Source organism: Tenacibaculum bernardetii (genome assembly GCF_029125915.1).
Lineage (GTDB): Bacteria > Bacteroidota > Bacteroidia > Flavobacteriales > Flavobacteriaceae > Polaribacter > Polaribacter bernardetii.
This window is the reverse complement of the sequence record NZ_JAQJCU010000001.1, coordinates 298,997-318,392: the sequence shown is the minus strand read 5'-3', so window position 1 is coordinate 318,392 and position 19,396 is coordinate 298,997. Positions and strand designations below refer to the sequence as shown.

At 32.9% G+C, this 19,396-nt stretch carries 20 protein-coding genes; 4 read left to right on the top strand and 16 right to left on the bottom strand.

All coding sequences use genetic code 11. The features are described 5' to 3' along the window. Positions 1-393: 393 nt before the first annotated feature. Positions 394-591: a hypothetical protein gene (locus tag P2G10_RS01470; protein WP_275314925.1), complete on the bottom strand. Its 198-nt coding sequence runs from the start codon at positions 589-591 to the stop codon at positions 394-396. Positions 592-810: 219 nt separating this feature from the next. On the opposite strand from P2G10_RS01470, the gene P2G10_RS01465 reads away from it, so the two are divergent. From P2G10_RS01465 to P2G10_RS01450, 4 genes are read left to right on the top strand one after another with little or no spacing between them, the layout of a single operon-like run. Continuing rightward, positions 811-1,566 carry a hypothetical protein gene (locus tag P2G10_RS01465; RefSeq protein WP_275314924.1) on the top strand — a complete coding sequence of 252 codons (756 nt, stop codon included), beginning with the start codon at positions 811-813 and terminating at the stop codon, positions 1,564-1,566. A 2-nt stretch (positions 1,567-1,568) separates the two neighbouring features. Next, positions 1,569-1,991 (top strand): DUF5675 family protein, encoded by a 423-nt coding sequence (locus tag P2G10_RS01460; protein WP_275314923.1) that lies wholly within the window; start codon positions 1,569-1,571, stop codon positions 1,989-1,991. Next, a complete protein-coding gene (locus tag P2G10_RS01455) occupies positions 1,969-2,208 on the top strand; it encodes a hypothetical protein (protein ID WP_275314922.1) in 240 nt (79 codons plus the stop codon). The genes P2G10_RS01460 and P2G10_RS01455 overlap by 23 nt, the downstream gene beginning before the upstream one ends. Beyond that, positions 2,208-2,390: a hypothetical protein gene (locus tag P2G10_RS01450; protein WP_215995880.1), complete on the top strand. Its 183-nt coding sequence runs from the start codon at positions 2,208-2,210 to the stop codon at positions 2,388-2,390. The genes P2G10_RS01455 and P2G10_RS01450 overlap by 1 nt, the downstream gene beginning before the upstream one ends. Positions 2,391-3,389: 999 nt before the next feature. Here the strand turns inward: P2G10_RS01450 and P2G10_RS01445 are convergent. The 15 genes from P2G10_RS01445 to P2G10_RS01375 form a co-directional block, all read right to left on the bottom strand. Further along, entirely contained in the window at positions 3,390-4,424 is a 1,035-nt protein-coding gene (locus tag P2G10_RS01445; RefSeq protein ID WP_275314921.1) for an RES family NAD+ phosphorylase, read from the bottom strand. A 2-nt stretch (positions 4,425-4,426) separates the two neighbouring features. Then, the gene (locus P2G10_RS01440; RefSeq protein ID WP_275314920.1) at positions 4,427-5,365 is read right to left on the bottom strand and encodes a sce7725 family protein; all 939 of its coding nucleotides are present in this window, start codon (positions 5,363-5,365) and stop codon (positions 4,427-4,429) included. Continuing rightward, positions 5,326-6,228, bottom strand: a complete 903-nt coding sequence (locus P2G10_RS01435; RefSeq protein WP_275314919.1) for a sce7726 family protein — start codon at positions 6,226-6,228, stop codon at positions 5,326-5,328. Before P2G10_RS01435 ends, P2G10_RS01440 begins: the two co-directional genes overlap by 40 nt. A 50-nt stretch (positions 6,229-6,278) precedes the next feature. Then, positions 6,279-6,941, bottom strand: a complete 663-nt coding sequence (locus tag P2G10_RS01430) for a P-loop NTPase family protein (RefSeq protein WP_026775376.1) — start codon at positions 6,939-6,941, stop codon at positions 6,279-6,281. Further along, positions 6,938-7,624 carry a hypothetical protein gene (locus P2G10_RS01425; protein WP_275314918.1) on the bottom strand — a complete coding sequence of 229 codons (687 nt, stop codon included), beginning with the start codon at positions 7,622-7,624 and terminating at the stop codon, positions 6,938-6,940. Before P2G10_RS01425 ends, P2G10_RS01430 begins: the two co-directional genes overlap by 4 nt. A 244-nt stretch (positions 7,625-7,868) precedes the next feature. Continuing rightward, positions 7,869-8,147, bottom strand: coding sequence for a helix-turn-helix domain-containing protein (locus P2G10_RS01420; RefSeq protein ID WP_275314917.1), 279 nt, complete (start codon positions 8,145-8,147; stop codon positions 7,869-7,871). A 307-nt stretch (positions 8,148-8,454) separates the two neighbouring features. Next, positions 8,455-9,300, bottom strand: coding sequence for an RteC domain-containing protein (locus P2G10_RS01415; RefSeq protein WP_275314916.1), 846 nt, complete (start codon positions 9,298-9,300; stop codon positions 8,455-8,457). 89 nt (positions 9,301-9,389) lie between these two features. Beyond that, positions 9,390-11,342, bottom strand: a complete 1,953-nt coding sequence (locus P2G10_RS01410) for a heavy metal translocating P-type ATPase (RefSeq protein ID WP_275314915.1) — start codon at positions 11,340-11,342, stop codon at positions 9,390-9,392. Further along, positions 11,339-11,701, bottom strand: a complete 363-nt coding sequence (locus P2G10_RS01405; RefSeq protein WP_218773179.1) for a DUF3703 domain-containing protein — start codon at positions 11,699-11,701, stop codon at positions 11,339-11,341. Before P2G10_RS01405 ends, P2G10_RS01410 begins: the two co-directional genes overlap by 4 nt. Positions 11,702-11,756: 55 nt before the next feature. Next, complete coding sequence (locus P2G10_RS01400) at positions 11,757-12,173, bottom strand: Fur family transcriptional regulator (RefSeq protein ID WP_218773178.1); 417 nt, start codon at positions 12,171-12,173, stop codon at positions 11,757-11,759. A gap of 4 nt (positions 12,174-12,177) precedes the next feature. Next, entirely contained in the window at positions 12,178-12,516 is a 339-nt protein-coding gene (locus tag P2G10_RS01395) for a P-II family nitrogen regulator (RefSeq protein ID WP_218773177.1), read from the bottom strand. Between the two features lie 114 nt (positions 12,517-12,630). Beyond that, positions 12,631-13,890, bottom strand: coding sequence for an efflux RND transporter periplasmic adaptor subunit (locus P2G10_RS01390; protein WP_218773176.1), 1,260 nt, complete (start codon positions 13,888-13,890; stop codon positions 12,631-12,633). Positions 13,891-13,906: 16 nt separating this feature from the next. Beyond that, on the bottom strand, positions 13,907-18,322 hold the full coding sequence (locus P2G10_RS01385; RefSeq protein WP_218773175.1) for a CusA/CzcA family heavy metal efflux RND transporter: 4,416 nt from the start codon (positions 18,320-18,322) through the stop codon (positions 13,907-13,909). A gap of 123 nt (positions 18,323-18,445) precedes the next feature. Then, on the bottom strand, positions 18,446-18,757 hold the full coding sequence (locus tag P2G10_RS01380) for a DUF6660 family protein (RefSeq protein WP_218773174.1): 312 nt from the start codon (positions 18,755-18,757) through the stop codon (positions 18,446-18,448). 138 nt (positions 18,758-18,895) lie between these two features. Next, positions 18,896-19,390, bottom strand: coding sequence for a heavy-metal-associated domain-containing protein (locus tag P2G10_RS01375; protein ID WP_218773173.1), 495 nt, complete (start codon positions 19,388-19,390; stop codon positions 18,896-18,898). Between the last annotated feature and the right edge of the window lie 6 nt (positions 19,391-19,396).

Sequence of the window (19,396 nt, the reverse complement as noted above, 5' to 3'; positions counted from 1 at the left end):
ATAGCAGTGTAAATCAGATTAAAGTATTTAGTTTTTTCAGCAATGAAAAGAAGGGAGGCTTTGAAAAACAGCAGAAAAAACAATATTATAATTCTTTTTAAGGCAGAAAATATCTATGATTTATAAAATAACGTAGATTAATTGTTGAAGGAGAGTGGGGGTAAAACAAAAAAGACTTAAGAAAAATCTTAAGTCTTTTAGTCGGGGTGGCAGGATGATAACTAAACCGCCACTATGCAGTAAAATCAATACTTTAGGAAAAGTGCTAAAACAGTGTGAACCGAATTGTAGACCTAATGGTTAAATTGAAATAGTATGTTTTGTTTAAACGTCTAAAACAAATTTACGATTTTAACTTCATTAAAACCAAACAAATAGCGTCAAATATTATGATTAATCTATTAAATATTTATTAATAGTTTCTTCCTCAATACCACTATAATTAGCAAAATCTTGTACTGTTATAAATTGATGAGGTTCTTTATCCAAAAAGCTTTTTATATCATTTAAAAGCTTTCGCCCATAACGTTCACTGCGTCCTGTAATGCGCTGAATATCTTTTGGGTATATGCAAGCTCTTTTTTGATTCATAATACAATATCTATGCTTTATCCATACTTGAACCATATTCTATAATTATAGGATAATGGTAATAATACGTTGTTAAAATGTTGACAACACGTTAGTGCTATCAATATTTTAATGACGTTTTTGGTTTTATCGGAATGAATGACCAAAAACGGAATTTGATTTTTTTCTGTGAGCTATAAAGTTACGTGATTTGAAATTATTAATTAAAAATAAAATCTTATGGCTAAACAGACAGGTATTATCAAATTAAAAGGAACTATCGGAGGTATTTCTTTTTACAAAACAGGAGATGGACATCTTGCACGAGAAAAAGGAGGCGTGGATAAAAATAGAATCCAGAATGATCCAGCATTTCAAAGAACGCGTGAAAATGGTTCTGAATTTGGAAGAGCAGGAAAGGGTGGTAAAGTATTGCGAAATGCAATTCGTGTGCTTTTGCAAAATGCAAAAGACAAGCGTGTTGTGAGTAGATTAACAAAAGACCTTGTGGCTATTGTTAAAACAGATACGACCAACGAAAGAGGATTGAGAACTATCCAAGATGGAAATTTAAGTCTATTAGAAAGATTTGAATTCAATTTGAATGGCAAATTAGGAGCAACTTTATTTGCTGTATTTACAAATGCTTTTGATAGAGTTACGGGTGATGCAACTTTAAATATTGCTGCTTTTTCTCCAACTTTAAGAGTTGCAGCTCCTGCAGGAACAACTCATTTTAAAGTTGTAATGGGTGCAGCAGAGTTAGATTTTGCAAATGAAACCTCAACATTTGAAAATGATGCAACTGCAATTTTGCCTTATGCTGCAGCTGATACTGCTCCAATTGCTTTAACATCTACTATTACTGCTAATTCAACGTTGCCTGTAGTACAAATTTTAGGGATTGAGTTTTACCAAGAAGTAAATGGACAAATGTATGCGCTTAAAAATGGTGCTTACAATGCTTTAGCAGTTGTCACTATTGATACTCCATAAGTATGGAATTAGTACTTCAGAGAGCGTATTTTAAAGAGGGTACTAATGGTACTCTCTTTCGCTCTGGTTTATTTCTTTGTCATACAATTGAATTGCCCTGGAAAAATAATAAGAGAAATATTTCTTGTATTCCAGAAGGAGAATATCAAATTGAGCCCCGTTTTTCTATACGATTTCAACATCATTTAATTTTAAAAGCAGTAAAAAGCAGAAGTTATATTTTATTTCATCCTGCAAACGATGCTTTAAAAGATTTAGAAGGATGTATTGCTCCAGTAACTTATTTAAGTGGCATAGGAAAGGGTATTTATTCAAAAGATGCTATGCAAAAGTTACTGTCTCTGGTTTACCAAGCTAAAGACAGAAAGGAAATTATTTTATTAACTATTAAATCACAAAATTATGAACATAGTAGAACGTTATAAAAAGCCAACACCAAAGTTCTTCAAAATTTTACGAAATATCGGTATTGCTTTGGCAACAGCTGGGGGCGCAATTATTGCAGCTCCAATTGCAATACCATCTTTGGTTGTAACAATTGCCACTTATATGACAGTTGTTGGAACTGTGGCTACTGCAGTAAGTCAAGCAGTTGTAAAAGATGAAGATAGTTCTGAAATTGAAGTAAATTCAACAAAATAATGGACGATAATACTAAATCTGCAATTGTTGGTGGTACTTTTTTTTCATCTGTAGTAAATATTGGTGTTGAAGATGTAGCTACAACTATAATTTTAGCAGTTATTGGTGCTATTGTAAGTTTTTTTGTTTCAATTATTTTAAAATACATATTCCAGAATCTAAAAATTAAAACGAAAAAGTAGAGTTACATAATTTTTATGTTGGAATTAGGTCAACAAATAAAGTGCATTATAAAAATAGTGTACTTTTTTTATGCGTTTTTTTAATAAACGGTTTTAAATTATTTTTTACTTAACGAAATGAGACAAACAAAGAATTTTGATAAAGAAACTAAATGAATTTAGCAGAATTTTTGTGCAGGAGAATGAGATAAGGAAAAAATATCAACGAATATTATCGTTTTTAAAGATTGATAAACAGAGGTGGGTTTGAGCGTGGAGTTTATCAAACTTTAAAAATGGTAGCCCAATGGCGATTGAATGAAAATTATTAAAGACGAAGTACGTAGTGCGCTGGCAGAAGCGAAAATAAGTGTGTATTTTTTTATTTGTTCTGTACTATTTTTCTGATTGTTTTTGTAAAAAGTGAATGCCTCGAAAAATGTGTTTATTGACCCTAAATTTCTATGTTTACTAAATTGTTTTTTATCTTGGATTAGCATTTGCTTTTGTGAAAACAATATTATCTAATTCTCTTACAAATAAAAAAATATACTCTTATTGGCTTTTTCTTGATTTTATAGGTGCTTTAGAATTATTCTTATTATTTCTAATTTTCAATGATTTATAACTCTAATCTATTGAAACTAAAAAAGCACTTATAAAAACAATGCAACAATTACGAAATGTTATTTAAATATCTAAATGTTATTAATTACTAACTATGTGAGCGTTGGAAGAGCGGCTATTTTACATAATGGCGTTATAGTGCCTGGAGTTTTTACGAAAGAGCAGTATAACAGCCCATTATGTAAAGATAGCTTTGGGGAGTTTTGTGTTTTATGAAATAATATAAACGCGTTGCTTTTTATAGTTGTGTAATGAGTTTGCGAATGGAACAAGCTGTAAAATGCAACTACCTTTAGAGTTTTAAAACGCTAAACTTGCATTGGCGCGCGGAACAAACCAAAAGAGAGAGATTTTTTGCTTTTGCAACAAACTGGATTTTGGTTTGTGGGGAATTTAACTATTATCAAGTAACTTATGATGCAGTTTTATATTCTCAATTTCATAAACTTTTGTAGCAGTGCATTCTAATTTATCTGGATTGAAAATGGCTAAATTATAACCTGCAGCAAATAATGAACTCTGGTATTCTACACCATCAAAACCTAATGATTTTATATATTCACAGATATATTGAGTAGGGATATAATCTAATGTTTTATCCTTTTTTCTTATTGGAAGTGATAATTCTTTTTGTAAAGTATAAATAAAAGGTAAATATTCTATGTAACTCTTTATATCCTCTCTTTCAGACCAATAAATAGGATCTGTTGCAATATTTCTAAAACTAATAACTTTTAATTCTTTTATTACTGCAAACTCACCAATTGTGACATAATCAAAGATGGTACTTCTTGTTTCGTATAAAGCAGTTTCTAAAGAGTTTGCTATATATAAATATGATATCCCTTTAGGATTTGCTCTACCAGCTGTAGCTAATTCTGGTTTAGGTGGATTACCCATATTATTTTTATCAAAACCTATCTTATCAGAAATTCTTGACCTGTAAAAAGTTTCATCAACATTAATATCTCTGATTAAACTACTTTGTATAATTGATTTAAAAATTTCAAAGTTTAAAGAATTACTCGCAAAATAACGGTTTGCGAATTTAATTTCTTTTTTAAAATCATTCCAAATATTGTGAATCTTTGTTTCTTCCTGAAGAATATTTGATGATACTTGATTTTCAAATAAATCATTGAAATCTTCGATTTCATCTATGAAAATAGATTTAAAAAGAAACTTATTGTTAACAACTAAATCCGTTGTGAGGTTAAAGTTTTTTTTAATAGAAGCAGAAATATCAAGTTTAGATTTTGTATCAACTTCATAAAGAGAAAATATATTTCTAAAATAATCTGCTAATTCTTTTGCTAAATAAATTGAAACATTATCCGATTTACAGAAGTCGCATTCACCTTTTTTATTATAAGAATCGATAATACTTTTTAGGTATATACTATTAAAACAATTTACACAACAATTCATAATTAAATCTTATCTACAATTAATTCGATATGATTCATTATTGATAGTTTTTTTAAGGTACCTAAACCAGGGAAATGTCCTCGATTATGAAGATCTTTATAAACTTCAACAGCTTTGGTGTTTATATTATTGCTAACACACCAATTAACAAGTTTTTCAAGTGCTTCTGCGAATTTACCACCTATATCAGATACATCACCATTTGAGTCAGATACAAAATGTTTTACCATTATTTTACCTGATGCATTAATGTAAGATAAATGCATTGCAACAGCTCTTGGTAAAAAACCTGAATCTGAATAGTTGTCGCCAACCGTTAAAAAGTCAGAAAAACCGAAAAAACCTTCATCTTTATAAAAACTATATTCTTCAGAAAAAGGACTTTCACCAACTTCAAGATAATCTGCATTTCTTGGCATATCTCTAAAATAATCATCTAATGAAATTCTACTATCTTCAGAGAATAATCTATAATAACGCCTACTTGTATGACTAAAGTAAATAATATTGTAAACAACGTTTATGTTATTTTGAATTTCTGTGATGCTAACCTCTGATATTTCAGAATTATGAATTAAAGTGACACCCTTACAGTTTAATTCTAAATTATTTATACTTTCAATTAAAGCTGGAATTTGCTCTTCTATTTTTGAATCAATAATTATTGCAATTTGATAGTTGCTGTAATGTCCCAAAACTTCTTTAAGAAGTTCTATGATTTTATCCCTTTCACCAACTAAACCACCAACTTTAGGGTTAATAATAACACTAAAATTTACATTTTTTGTTGCTAAAGTTTTTAGCGCAGATTTTAATGTTGAAGAACCTTTGATTGGTTCAATTACAGGTGAGATTTTAGCAGGAAAATTTGGAAGTAATCCACATAATTCACGTAATGCGATTAATTCAAATTGTTTACCTCTGACATATGGGAAATACATAGCTTACTTTTTTTATAAAGAAAATCTTCTAATTCAATGAAATCTTTTTTTGAAAAATTTAAAGTGTAACAGATATGTTTTAATGAATCTGGGACTAAATCATCGTTAAATAATTCTGGATTAGAAATATTTCTAAATTTTAATTCTTTGATAACTAATTTTTGAAACTCTAAAATATCTATTTTTTTTGAAAGTTTAAAACACTCTCTAAAAATTAGTGTGTTAGGAACTACAGGAATTGCTCCAAAATGTTTTTTCAGTAAACTAATATATTCATTTTTTCTTAAACTCTTGAATAGTGTTTCGTGGGAAAATGAAAAATTTTGTTCTGCTTTTTTAATAGTTTTAAGCGCGTTTCTTTTTGTTAATTCAATTAAACCAATTTCTGTGTTATGAAACTTAACTAATAGATTAGGAATGTGTTTTGAATTTGAAACCACATAGATTTTATCAGCAAATTTTTTATAATCTGCTAATTGTTTATCCAATTTATCTAAACCATCTAATTCAGTTTTAATCTCATAAACGCGAGCTTCACCATTTAAAATAACAAAATCTGCTATTGAATTACCAATTTTAAATTCTGATAATGCTATTGATTTTTTTAAGCTATACTTTTTAAGAAGTTTTTGATTTAAAAGGATGTTTTTATAAATATATTCATTTTTGTAAGTACCTAAAAGTGATTTGTAAATAGCATTAATGACTTCAAAGTTAGTGGTAGAATCTGATATTTTAGTGTGTTTGTTAATACGATAAAATGTATCAAAATAATTCTTATCCTTTACTATTTTTTTAAAATTAGCAGGAGATAGAATTTGTGATAAATTCCTTAAACTTTCTATATTTTTAGCTACTTGCATTATTTTACAAAGTTAACAATTTACAAAATTTTATCTAAATGATTTAAAAACTATTTTCGTTTATCTAAACTTTCTTTATCAAAAGCAATCAAATTAAATAATTCTCGCATTCTGGAACGTACACGAATACCATATCTGCTCTCTAATTCTTGTGCATTTAAGTTTGTAGTGGTGTGTGTTCTAATTTTACGTTTTAAGAACAAATCATAGCGAGAAAGAAGTATTTCTCCCATTACATTGCAATCTTTACCAAAATGTCTTCCTGTGGTTTCTACACCTAAATCATCAAAACAGTAAAAACCATTATTACCATAATCTTCAATAATTTTAAAACCACTTTTATTAAAACTGAAAGTGATATTTCTTGCAGGGATTAGACTATGTTGATTTTGATGAGGTACAATAAACGGTAATAATTGCATCAAACTGGTTTTACCACAACCAACAGGACCAGATAATAAAATTCCTTTGTTAGGATCTATCTTTAATTTTCTACAAGTTTCAAAATCACGAATAAAATAAATACAGAGCTTGTATAAAATTGCTTCATCTTCTGGATATATTTTGAAGTTTTTACCAAAAAGCAGCTTTCCTTTTGCTTCTAAATAGATTAGCATTTTTGGAAAATCGTATATTATTTGATTTCCCTTTTGTTCGCCTAATTGAAATTGCACACTTCCTTCTTGAATGATATGTGGTTGTATTTTAATCATAAAGGTTCGTTGTAATTTTTATTTTTACTGGTCTTTAGGTTGTCTTGATTTTGGCTAACTGATTTATTCGTTTCTTTATTTTTTATTTCTTCAGCTTTTATCATCCAGTTTTTAGCTGTTGCTTGCCAATTGACAATTTTTGTTTTACCACCAACTTTCCAGCCAATGCCTTGGTAATGGTTGAAGAATTTTTGCGCTTCAATTATTGGCCATTTTTCTTTTTTGAAAAAATCAATAACTATTTTTTCATTTTTGGGCTGGTCAAGTTTATTAATGTTTTTATTGTTTCTATTAGTTTGTATATGTTTATTAATAGATACCAGTGCTTGTCCACTGCTTGTCTCGATATTGGTATTGTTGTGTACCAGAGCTTGTCCAGTACTTGTCTCGAATTTGAACATCTTAATTTTACTTCCTTTATAAGGGTTATGTGATGGATAATAAATGATATATTTCCAATGACTTAATTCTTTAATACACTTGTGATAAGTTGATTTTGAGCCAATTTTAGAAAAGCACATTACCTCTTCACGATTGATATAAAATTCTTCAGGAAATCGATTATTATTCCAGATTTGGAATAACCCTACATACAAGCTTATATGTGTTGGGTTTAAACGATTGTCTTTTGAAAATTGAAAGAAAACTCCTTTTAGGTGTTTTATGAAGTTTACGTTTTGCATAATTTATATCAATACTTTTTTGCTTGATCAAAAAGTATTCAAAAAATCAAGACTCACTTTCATTTTCTTTGAATTCTACTTTTTATTACACTTACGAATCCAGACCGTAAACTCTTTGGATTCACCAGTTCCATAAAAATTGAATTTCTACTAAAAATAAAATAGGTCGGATTTAGATTCTGACTATATATAATATATTCCTTTTTTTTATGATGAGATTGCTTCACTTTGTTCGCAATGACGTTTAGAACTTGTTGTGAATGCGATTTTCTTCTAGTATTTTTTGAATTTCTTCGTAGTCGTAATAAATAACACCACCAACTTTAGAATAGGGGAGTGTTCCATTGATTCTTAAATTTTGTAATGTACCTGGAGAAATACTTAACAAGTCTCTAACCTCTGGAGATTTTAACCATTTTTTAGGTGCGAAACCTGATTGATGGTTAATCATTGCTTTAATGTCTTCTAATAATTCTTCTTTGAACTCTCTTAAATCTTCTGTAGTAATAATAGTTGCTGCCATTTTCTAACAATTTTAGTAAAGAAGCTGTTGAATGCCCCCACATTCAAGCAGCTTCTTTTGGTTAATTTAGTTCACGATTTTTCTGTTATTATGTGAGTGTGAACCAACGATTTGACTTTCGTTAGGCAAATATGATATGATTTATTGAAGTTTATACACAAGTAAAACCCAACTTGGGTAATTTTATATCTACATTTTTAATACGTTGTATTGACATTGATTGCTATTCTCATTATTTTTTTTTGGTAACAAAAAAGTGCAAATTATATGTAAATAATTTGCACTTAAAAACACCCAGCTTGGGTATTTATTCATCAGAATCTAACATCTTATTTTCTAAGGATTGTTTAAGTTTATCTATGAATTTGGTTTGATTAATTTTGCGTGAACGAATTTCTAAAAATGTCCTATAATAATCACCAAGGTCTATATTAAACATTTGCTCGCAAGCTGATGCCATTTCTTTAATATCTGCAGTACCACTATTTACGGAACCAGAACTATGAAGTGCATAGATAAGCTCTATTAAATCGGTTTTATTTCCAGTCCAAAATAATTTTGATTGCTTTTGAAAAGCGTTATAATTTGCTTCCATACCATTGTTATTTTCAAGTTTATCAATTTCAGTTTTTAAATAAATTATTAGCATATCATAAGCAAGAATTGTGGCTACAGTAGAATCGTGGCTTGTAGAAAATTTATCATCTGCGAAAAAAGAAAGAGAATCTGGAAATAAACGAATATTAGCTTTTCCTCTTATAAAATATTCGTTATCCAAAAAAGTAGCACCTCGTCTATAATAATGATAAAACTCTAAATTATCATTAAAATAATTTTGCAACCTATCTATATGTTTGTTAAAATACTTTACTTGAGATTTGTTACTACTTCTTGGTCTTTTACTTTCAATACTAAATAATTTCACATAATAAATTAATTTACTAAAAACTTGAGGCTTAATATTTTTGAAAAAATAGATTTCATCAGAAGTTGATGCTGATTTTCGTTTTAACAAAAGTTCTCTTATTTGTTCAAGAGCTCTTTGAGTTACCTTAATACCCTCTTCAGACTTCTCTAAAACGCCTTCAATTTCTTTTTCTAAAAAATCTAAATTAGAATCTAATTTTTTTACTATTCTTTCAATTTTTTTCAACTTACAGTAGTTATGAGGACAATAAATCTGGTTTGTTTAAAAATACTTTACTTTAAAAAAATTAAAATAAATACAATGACTTTAATTATTTAACGCCATTGCATTCGTTGTAATCTTACAGCATTCAAAATTGCTAATAACGCAACACCTACATCAGCAAATACAGCTTCCCACATTGTTGCTAAACCACCTGCACCTAATATTAAAACAACTATTTTAACACCAAAAGCTAAAATGATATTCTGCCAAACAATTTTTCGAGTAGAACGACTAATTTTTATTGCTTTAACTACTTTTGAAGGTTGGTCTGTTTGAATTATGACATCTGCTGTTTCAATAGCGACATCACTTCCCAAACCGCCCATTGCAATTCCAACATCACTCGCTGCTAAAACTGGTGCATCATTAATACCATCACCTATAAAAGCTATTTTGTTTGCTGGATTTTGCTTTAAAATTTCAACTTCATTTAATTTATCCTCTGGTAGTAAACCTCCTTTAGCATTTTCAATATTCAATTCTTTTGCTACTTGTTGGGTAATGGATTCCTTATCTCCAGAAAGCATCATTATATTATTAATACCAACTTTATGTAAGGCTGTAATTGTTTCTTTTGCGTCCTCCTTTAATTCATCTGCAATGACAACATAACCTGCAAATGTATTGTCTATAGATACTAATACTATAGATTCTACAATAGTTTCTGTTTCCTCTAAAACTTTAATATTATTAGCTGTCATTAGGGCTTTATTACCAACTAAAACAGTCTTGCCATTCACGATACCTTTTAAACCTTTACCTGCTATTTCAGTAACTTCGGAAGCCTCATAATCTGCACCTTCATCTTTATATTCCAAAATGGCTTTTGCAATAGGATGTGTGGATTGTTCTTCCATAGCCATCAGGTATTTCATAAATTCGGACTCGTCCCAACCAATAGCTTTGATTACTTTGATTTTGAAAACTCCTTTTGTAACTGTTCCGGTTTTATCCATAACCAACGTATTTATTTTGGTCATTGCATCGAGAAACGAAGCGCCTTTAAATAAAATTCCGTTTTTTGAAGCTGCACCCAATCCTCCGAAATAACCCAATGGAATAGAAATTACCAAAGCACAAGGACAAGAAATCACAAGAAAAATTAAAGCTCTGTATAACCAATCTCTAAAGACATAATCATCTACAAAAAAGTATGGTAGAAACGTAACACCTATTGCTAAAAACACAACTATTGGCGTGTAGATACGTGCAAATTTTCTAATGAATAATTCTGTTTTAGATTTTCGAGCTGTGGCGTTCTGTACCATATCCAAAATTCTTGCAATGGAACTGTCTTTAAATTCTTTGGTGGTTTCTATTTCAATTACACCGTCCAAATTAATGCTGCCTGCAAAAACTTTTTCACCTTTTGCAATCGTATCAGGTTTACTTTCTCCTGTTAATGCAGCTGTGTTGAATGAACCTTTTTTGGAAAGTAGAATACCATCTAAAGGAATTTTTTCTCCCACACGCACTTGCACTTGTTCGCCAATTTCAACCGTTTCTGGACTCACAGACACATAATCATTGTTGCGATATACCAGAGCTTCATTTGGTCTTACATCCAATAATGCTTTTATATTTCCTTTTGCTCTGTTAACAGCTGCATTTTGAAATAGTTCCCCAACTGCGTAAAACAACATTACTGCAACACCTTCAGGATATTCGCCAATAATAAACGCACCAATAGTAGCAATGGACATTAAAAAGAACTCTGTAAACACATCTCCTTTTTTAATACTTTCCCATCCTTCTTTTACTACAGGAAGACCTACTGGCAAATATGCTATACCATACCATACAATACGCAACCAATCTTTAAAAAATGCAACATCAAAATAATCTAAAGCAATGCCAATAATTAGCATTGTAAAACTTATGATTGCTGGAATATAGGCTTTAATTTGACTTGAATTGCCACTATGATCGTGACCATCATCGTGACTATGTTGTTCTTCTGAATCTGGTTTTAAATCTCTTAAATTGACTTTCTTTTTTTTCATTTTGAATTGAATAAATTTTTAATATCATTAGGAATAGGCATACGTTTTAATGGTGGTACATTTGCACCTCCTGTATTGCCGATTGGTATGTGATTAATGAACGATTTCCAACCTCCAACAATTAATCTTATTATTTGTCCAAATACTTCTTTGGTGTTTTTTTGCATTAAGCCAAACTTTAGCATTAACCAATGTGAATAGGTATGCTCAATAGGATAAGATTGACCTATAATGTGACTTCTTTCTAAATGATACCACGCATTAGTAAAATCACTGTTAGCCAAAGCAACTTCAAATAAACCAAGTTCTTTATTATAAGCATCTTTTAAATACTTTGGTATTTTATAATTCAGTTTCATTATTATCTCATTTGATTGTAAAAATATAATACCAATACGTGCAATGGAAGTGCAATTATTGTCCACTACATTTATCACAAATACCTTTTACCACCAAGTTTACGTTTTCTGACACAAAACCATCTGGTACTTTTATTTGAGGAATTTTATGCTCTGTTAAGCAAATAGTTTCATTACAGTTATTGCAATGAAAATGCAAATGCAAATCAGTTTCAATTTCACAGCTGCAATCTTGTTCACACAGTGCATATTTAGTAATACCCGTCCCATCATCTATTTGATGCACAATGCCTTTATTTTCAAAAGTTTTAATAGTTCTGTACAGTGTTGTTCTATCAGCTTTGGCAAATGCATTTTCTATGTCACTTAAAGTAACAGCTACTTTTTTACTTAATAGAAACTGTAAAACCAACAGGCGCATAGCCGTTGGTTTTACTTTATTGTTCTCTAATATTTGCTCTATATTTTCCATACTGCTATAAATTATAGCGTTTTAAGGAATCTCCAGTTTTAATTTGAAAGGCATCCTCGATATTTGCTATATAGATAATGCCGTCTCCAGGTTCTTCCGTTTTGCCATTTTTTAAAATTATTTCAATGGCAGCTTGGGCTTCCTCATTTTGACAAACTAATTCCAACTTAACCACTGGACTATCGGTAATATGAAAATCCAAGGAAGGTCTTGCTCCTTTTGATTTGAATGCGCCAGTACCTTCGGCTTGTGAAAGGGTCATACTTTTAAATCCATTATCGGTTAGTGCTTCAATGATTTTTTGGATACGGTTCGGTTTTATAAATGCTTTTATTTCTTTCATATTATAAATTTTTAGAATGTTAATCGATTTTGAACCGAGCCTGTTTTTTAATTTTTAACTAACTAATTAAGACGATAAACAAACTCGGAATCAAAATCTTTGATTGTTATTGAATTAATGTCCGTGTTCCAGTTCGCCCTTGACCATTTCCGAAGACAGGTTATAAGCTCCGTTTATCACGACTTTGGCATCCTTTGAAACTTCGGCAGGAAGATTGACTTCAACAAAGCCTAAATCAGTAATACCGACCGTTACGGGTATCATTTTGAATTTCATTTTGCCCGCTTCCATTTCTTCATCTTCATCCAAAATGAAAATGAAGGATTGCTCGCCTTCTTTTATAATGGCAGCTTCCGGTACGGCAAAACCCTTTTTCTCGCCCTGCACTATGCGCCCTTCCACATACATACCCGGCAATAGGTTTTTATCCTTGTTTTCAATATCTGCCAGAACTTCCAAAGCTTTTGGGTCTGTATTGAAGGTTTTACCAACAGACCGAACGGTTGCTTTAAGCAGTTCATCTGGACGAGAGGCCGTGGAAAAATATATCTGTTGCCCTTGCTTGATTTGCTTTATGTCCTTCTCATATACTTTGAAGTTGACATAAATTTTTGAGTTGTCGCTTATCGAGAACATTTTGGATTGTTGTGCCACGTAATCGCCAAGGCTAATCATTACTTCATTCACATACCCACTTATAGGCGAGGTAATGGGAACAGCGGAATATATCTGTCCTTCCGCCACTTTGTCCGGGTTAATGCTCAACAGTCTCAATTGGGACCGCAAACCATTGACGCTGGATGTTGTAGAACGAAATTTTGACTGTGCCATTTGAAATTCCTTGCCAGAAGAAACACCTTTATCATAAAGAGTCTGCTTGCGCTCAAAATCCTGTTTCAAAAAGACCAATTCATCATTTTTTTCCTGATAATCTTGTTGCATTGCAATGATATCAGGGTGTTCTATATATGCCAACACCTGTCCTTTGCTTACGTTATCTCCGGGTATTACTTTTATGGAACTCACATTTCCACCAACAAACGGACTGATGTTCGCCTTGTCCTGTGGGAAAAGCTCCAACGTACCTGTTACTTTAATGTTGTTCCCTAAATTCCGTTCCTCCAAAGGTTTCATTTCCAAACCGATGGTTTCGGCCTGTTGTTTTGTAAGTTCGACAACGCCTTCTTCCTCGCTGTGTCCACCTTCTTCCTCTCCTTCATCGTGACCTTCTTCGCCGTGCGCATCCTCTTTGGCTTCATTGGTTTTTGATACGCCTTCAGCTTCGTTATGCCCAAGTTCAGATTTTTGGGCATCGTTACAACTTATAAACATAAGTGCAAATAATACGGTACTTACTAATAGTATATTCTTCATTTCTCTTTTTTTAAGGTTATAAATTGCCCAATTGATATTGCATATCAATGGTTTGTTGGTTATACTGATTGATGTATTGTAAATGGTTTTGTTTAATGCGGATGGCACTATTGAGAATCGTGATGTAATTGACGTAATCTATTTCGCCTTCTTTAGATGCCAATTGTGCGGTGGTAATTTGTTCTTCTGCCAAGAGTAGTGCACCTTCTTCGTAATATTGCAAAATCTTCTTTGTTTTTTCAAGGGATTTGGTCAATTGCGACACACGACTTTCCGTGACGGCCTTTTGTTCCAAATATTGATTCTCTGCTACCATTGCGTCTGCCTTGGCTGCCTTGACCCTCGACTTCTGCGGAAAAAACCACAACGGAATACTAATACCTGCCTGATAGGTGTTGAAGCCTGACACTTCATCCACAACCTGTCTGCCATACGATAAGCTGAATTTCGGTAGGAATTGTGATTTCTCAACGCCCACGTTTGCTTTACTTACTTCGGCATTTTGCAAGGCATATTGCAACATTGGGTTATTCGCTACCGAAGTGGAATCTAATGTCGCCATAAAATCCAATGTTTTGTATGGTTCACTAATCGTTTCAATGGATTCATCCGTTCCCAAATATTGTTTTAAGGCACGTTTGGCTATTTCAATATCATCAAAAGCTTGTTGCCTTAATACTTGAATCTGTTGAAATTCGGAAGAGGCCGAAATAAATTCCAACTTACCTGTTTCTCCAGTATCATACCGAAGCTGGGCAGCGGTCTTAAAATTGGCATAAATACTGTCCAATTGGTCTGCAAAGCGCAACTGTGCCTTGTAATAATTTATTTGGTCATACGCCTGCATCACATTACGCACCAATTGTTGTTCACTTGCCACATAAAACTTTTCTCCCAAGGCAATACGCTCTTTGTAAAACTTCGATTTTGAAAATCCGGAAAGCAAATCAATATTGCCCTGTTGTACACCAACGGTGGTCTGTACTCCAGGAAGATTATTGCCATATTCTTCTTTGCCCGTGAAAACTTGGGTGCTACCAAGGTCAAAACTGGTGCCTTTCATAGCCTTTTCCCGTTCAATAAAAGCTTGGCTCTCTTTAAGGGATGGATAATTCTGTTTTGCCAGAGCAATGGCCTCATCAATGGTCAATGTTTTTGGAATTGTACCATCTTGATTGATGTCTTGGGCAAACGCAGTTCCAGAAGCCATCAAACCGCCAACCATCAATAATACAGTTACAATATTCGTTGATTTGTTGACATAACTTACATCTCCATCGTTATTGTTTCGTTCCTTTCTCGATTCGAGCCAATAATAAAGAATAGGAATAACCACCAAGGTCAGAAACGTTGCCGTAAGCATTCCTCCAATTACTACTGTCGCCAAAGGCCGCTGTACTTCTGCACCACCAGAGGTAGAAATAGCCATTGGGATAAAGCCCATAATTGTTGTAATAGCTGTTAATAAAATGGGACGTAAGCGTTCGTGCGTTGCTTCGTATATTCGTTTTTTTAAGTCTGTCATTCCACTATCTTTTAATTCATTGAATTTGTTTATGAGTATGAGTCCGTTTAATACGGCAACTCCGAAGAGCACTATAAACCCGACTCCGGCAGAAATACTGAAAGGCATTCCACGAATCAACAAAACGAAAACACCACCAATGGTCGCCAAAGGCACTGCCATATAGATCATCAAGGCTTGCGTAACTGAATTTAAAGCAAAGTAAAGCAGAACAAATATTGTTAATAGAACGATTGGAACTACAATCATCAATCGGTCTGAAGCACGTTGAAGGTTTTCGAAAGAACCTCCGTAGGTTACAAAATAACCTGGTGGCAGTTTCACGTCCGTTTCCAATTTTTGTTGAATTTCCTCAACCATCGATTTTACATCGCGCCCACGAACATTGACCCCTACCGAAATACGACGAGAGGTATTGTCCCTTGAAATCTGCATTGGCCCGGGCTTATAGCTGATATCTGCAACCTCCTTTAAAGGTACTTGTGCACCGTTTGGCAGGTCTATGAAAAGGTTTTTTAAGCTATTGATGTCTTGTCTATATTCCTCTGCCAAACGAATGACCACATCAAACCTTTTTTCGCCTTCAAAAATTACACCTGCTTCTTCTCCAGAAAATGAAGCACTTACATAATCATTCAGTTTATCAATGGTTACACCGTATTGTGCCATTTTAGCGCGGTTATATACCACCGTCATTTGTGGCAAACCGCTTGTAGCTTCCACATTGAGGTCAGCCGCTCCGGGAACAGTTCTGATGACTGCTGCGATTTCCTGTACCTTGTCGGCTAACACACCCAAATCTTCTCCGTACAGTTTGATTGCCACGTCCTCACGAACACCGGTAAGCAATTCATTAAAACGAAGTTCCACAGGTTGTGTAAATACGAAATTTACGCCGGGAACGACTGATATTTTTTCTTGTATTTTTTCTATGAGTTCTTCTTTACTCTCTGCAGAAGTCCATTTACTCTTATCTTTTTCAAGAATAATATAACTATCGGCAATATCCATAGGCATTGGGTCTGTTGGTATTTCAGCCACACCAATTCTTGAAACTACTGTTTTTACTTCCGGAAACTCATTGATTAAATTCTGAAGTTTCTCTGAAGCCTCAATAGATTCTGTAAGACTGCTCCCCGGTTTTATCAATGCTTGAAATGCAATATCGCCTTCATCAAATTTAGGGACAAATTCTGCTCCCATATTGCTAAAAATAAATCCTGAAATCAAAAGCAAGGCAACCGCGCCTATAACCACACCTGCCCGAAAGCGAAGTGCAAAATTTAATATAGGCAGATAGATACGATTCAGGACATCCATAATTTTATCACTGAACGTATCAATCTTGTTTTCAAACTTGGCGAACCAACTATTTTGATTTTTAGCAGGTTTTAAAAATAATGATGACATCATTGGCACGTAGGTAAGACAAAGGATAATTGCCCCTAAAACGGCAAAACCAAATGTAAATGCCATTGGTCGGAACATTTTCCCTTCCACACCGGTCAAAAATAGAATCGGTGTAAAAACTATAAGAACAATTAGTTGACCGAAGAAGGCAGAATTCATCATTTTACTTGAAGATTCATAGGCGATTTCATCCATTTCAGCTTGGTTGATGGCGGTTGTGGATTTTTTCATCCGTTGATGAATGTGGAAAACCGCCCCTTCCACGATAATCACCGCACCATCTACAATAATTCCAAAATCGATCGCACCCAAGGACATTAAATTTGCCCAAATGCCAAATTGTTTCATCAAAATAAATGCAAATAATAGACATAAAGGGATTATCGAAGCTGCTATCAAGCCACCACGGAAGCTTCCTAAAAGCAAGACCAAAACAAATATGACGATTAGGGCTCCTTCTATTAGATTGGTTTTAACGGTACTTGTGGTTGCCTCAATAAGTTCACTTCGGCTTAAAAAAGCATCAATATAAACGCCTTCCGGCAGGGATTTTTGAATTTCTACAATACGCTTTTCCACATTTTCGATCACGTCGCCTGGGCTTTCGCCTTTCAGCATTAAAATTTGTCCACCAACAGTTTCGTGTCCATCTTGGGTAAACGCACCATAACGCACTTGATTACCATAGCCTACTTTTTCGGCGACATCCCGTATTAAAACAGGGCTTCCTTTTTGTGTGGTTACAACTGTATTTTTCAAATCCTCGATACTTCGTGCCAATCCTTCGCCACGGATAAAATTGGCTTGGTGGTTTTTTTCAATGTAAGCACCACCAGTATTGGCATTGTTGACTTTCAAGGCTTCAAAGACCTGATTCATTGTAATACCGAAACTTTTCAGCTTATTAGGATTTATTGCAACTTCATACTGTTTTACATAACCTCCAAAAGCATTGACCTCAACGACTCCGGGGACTAATGCCATTTGACGTTTTACAATCCAATCTTGGATGGTACGAAGCTCCATTGCATCGTATTTATCTTCGTAGCCCTCTTTTAATTTTAAGGTGTATTGGTAGATTTCGCCCAGACCTGTAGTTATTGGTGCCATAAATGGCGTGCCGAAGCCTTCGGGGATTTCTCCAGCAACTTCGGTTAATTTCTCTTGTACCAATTGCCGGGGAAGATAAGTGCCTGCCTCGTCCTTAAATACAATGGTAACCACGGACAGCCCAAAACGGGATACTGAACGCAGCTCGATAACGTCAGGAAGATTTGCCATTGCCAATTCTACCGGATAGGTAACAAATTGCTCAATATCTTCAGTACCTAAATTTGGGGCCACTGTAATAACCTGTACTTGGTTGTTGGTAATATCGGGTACAGAACCCAGATTTATAGTGGCCATAGACCAAATGCCCGTACCAACCAATGTCACTATAAATAAGCCAATAATAAATTTATTATTAATGGAAAATGAAATGATTTTATTAATCATAGAAAATGTATTAATTCAGTTAAATTTTTCGATACAATTCTGATATAAAAAATAGAATTAAACGAAATGAAAAGAACCATATAGGCTCAAAAATTGGATATTGTTATCCTTTAAAAAACTGAATTATGCCCTTGGTGGCTGTAAAATGGAAGTAGTAAAATCTTTTTCTGTACTGTTTAAGTAAAGAAAATTTTGTGTAGAAATGTAAGGAAAATCAAGTTTCAAATCTGCAAATTGATAATATGTTGCATTAATATGGCAACATTGGCAAATACAAAAAGGCGAACATAAATCTGAATCTTGGTGTTGATGGTCATCATCCATAGATTGTGAGATTTCTGTTTTAGCATCATCATCAGACGCGACATAATCTGCACAAGGTGCTAAATTAAGAGCGAAAATATAAATTGATAATATAAATGCTATTGATTTCATTATTACAAATATATAAATTATTTAGTGCAATGGTTGTGCAAATAAAATGATTAGTCTTTATTTCATTAAATCAAATTAGAATTTTAGCTTAATATAATTAAAAAAGAGCCTTCCGAAAAAGACTCTTTCATTATTTGCTTAATGGTCGTGATTTGAATGGTCTTCTGATTTCATTTCACTTGACTGATTCATCAACATTTCGTGATCGTATTTACAACAACCTGGTAGATTTTTGTAGGCTTCTTCACTACCAGCTACTTTTTCAGTATCGTAACCTGAAGCTGCTATTGCTTTATGGATTGCCATTGCATCGGTTTTTGTTTCATCAAAGGACACATCAATCTTCTTTTTATCTACATCCCAATTAGCACTTGCAACACCTTCAACACCGTTAGCTGCTTTTTCGATAGTGTTTTTACACATTCCGCAATTTCCTCTTACACCAAAAGACAAATCTGTCATTGCCATATCTTTTGACATTTGTGTAGTGGTTGTTTTTGTTTCTTTTTTTGTTTGACTATTACAACTTGTTACACCTAAAGCTGCTATAACAGCTATACTTAAAATTACTTTTTTACTCACGTCGATTACATTTTTGTTTTTGTGTTCGTGATTTTTCTTTGAAAAATTCATTGTTTT

Bases quoted from the DNA above. Each gene is read 5' to 3' on its own strand.
- P2G10_RS01470 (WP_275314925.1), bottom strand. From the start codon at position 591: ATGAATCAAAAAAGAGCTTGCATATACCCAAAAGATATTCAGCGCATT.
- P2G10_RS01465 (WP_275314924.1), top strand. From the start codon at position 811: ATGGCTAAACAGACAGGTATTATCAAATTAAAAGGAACTATCGGAGGT.
- P2G10_RS01460 (WP_275314923.1), top strand. From the start codon at position 1,569: ATGGAATTAGTACTTCAGAGAGCGTATTTTAAAGAGGGTACTAATGGT.
- P2G10_RS01455 (WP_275314922.1), top strand. From the start codon at position 1,969: ATGAACATAGTAGAACGTTATAAAAAGCCAACACCAAAGTTCTTCAAA.
- P2G10_RS01450 (WP_215995880.1), top strand. From the start codon at position 2,208: ATGGACGATAATACTAAATCTGCAATTGTTGGTGGTACTTTTTTTTCA.
- P2G10_RS01445 (WP_275314921.1), bottom strand. From the start codon at position 4,424: ATGAATTGTTGTGTAAATTGTTTTAATAGTATATACCTAAAAAGTATT.
- P2G10_RS01440 (WP_275314920.1), bottom strand. From the start codon at position 5,365: ATGTATTTCCCATATGTCAGAGGTAAACAATTTGAATTAATCGCATTA.
- P2G10_RS01435 (WP_275314919.1), bottom strand. From the start codon at position 6,228: ATGCAAGTAGCTAAAAATATAGAAAGTTTAAGGAATTTATCACAAATT.
- P2G10_RS01430 (WP_026775376.1), bottom strand. From the start codon at position 6,941: ATGATTAAAATACAACCACATATCATTCAAGAAGGAAGTGTGCAATTT.
- P2G10_RS01425 (WP_275314918.1), bottom strand. From the start codon at position 7,624: ATGCAAAACGTAAACTTCATAAAACACCTAAAAGGAGTTTTCTTTCAA.
- P2G10_RS01420 (WP_275314917.1), bottom strand. From the start codon at position 8,147: ATGGCAGCAACTATTATTACTACAGAAGATTTAAGAGAGTTCAAAGAA.
- P2G10_RS01410 (WP_275314915.1), bottom strand. From the start codon at position 11,342: ATGAAAAAAAAGAAAGTCAATTTAAGAGATTTAAAACCAGATTCAGAA.
- P2G10_RS01405 (WP_218773179.1), bottom strand. From the start codon at position 11,701: ATGAAACTGAATTATAAAATACCAAAGTATTTAAAAGATGCTTATAAT.
- P2G10_RS01400 (WP_218773178.1), bottom strand. From the start codon at position 12,173: ATGGAAAATATAGAGCAAATATTAGAGAACAATAAAGTAAAACCAACG.
- P2G10_RS01395 (WP_218773177.1), bottom strand. From the start codon at position 12,516: ATGAAAGAAATAAAAGCATTTATAAAACCGAACCGTATCCAAAAAATC.
- P2G10_RS01390 (WP_218773176.1), bottom strand. From the start codon at position 13,890: ATGAAGAATATACTATTAGTAAGTACCGTATTATTTGCACTTATGTTT.
- P2G10_RS01385 (WP_218773175.1), bottom strand. From the start codon at position 18,322: ATGATTAATAAAATCATTTCATTTTCCATTAATAATAAATTTATTATT.
- P2G10_RS01380 (WP_218773174.1), bottom strand. From the start codon at position 18,757: ATGAAATCAATAGCATTTATATTATCAATTTATATTTTCGCTCTTAAT.
- P2G10_RS01375 (WP_218773173.1), bottom strand. From the start codon at position 19,390: ATGAATTTTTCAAAGAAAAATCACGAACACAAAAACAAAAATGTAATC.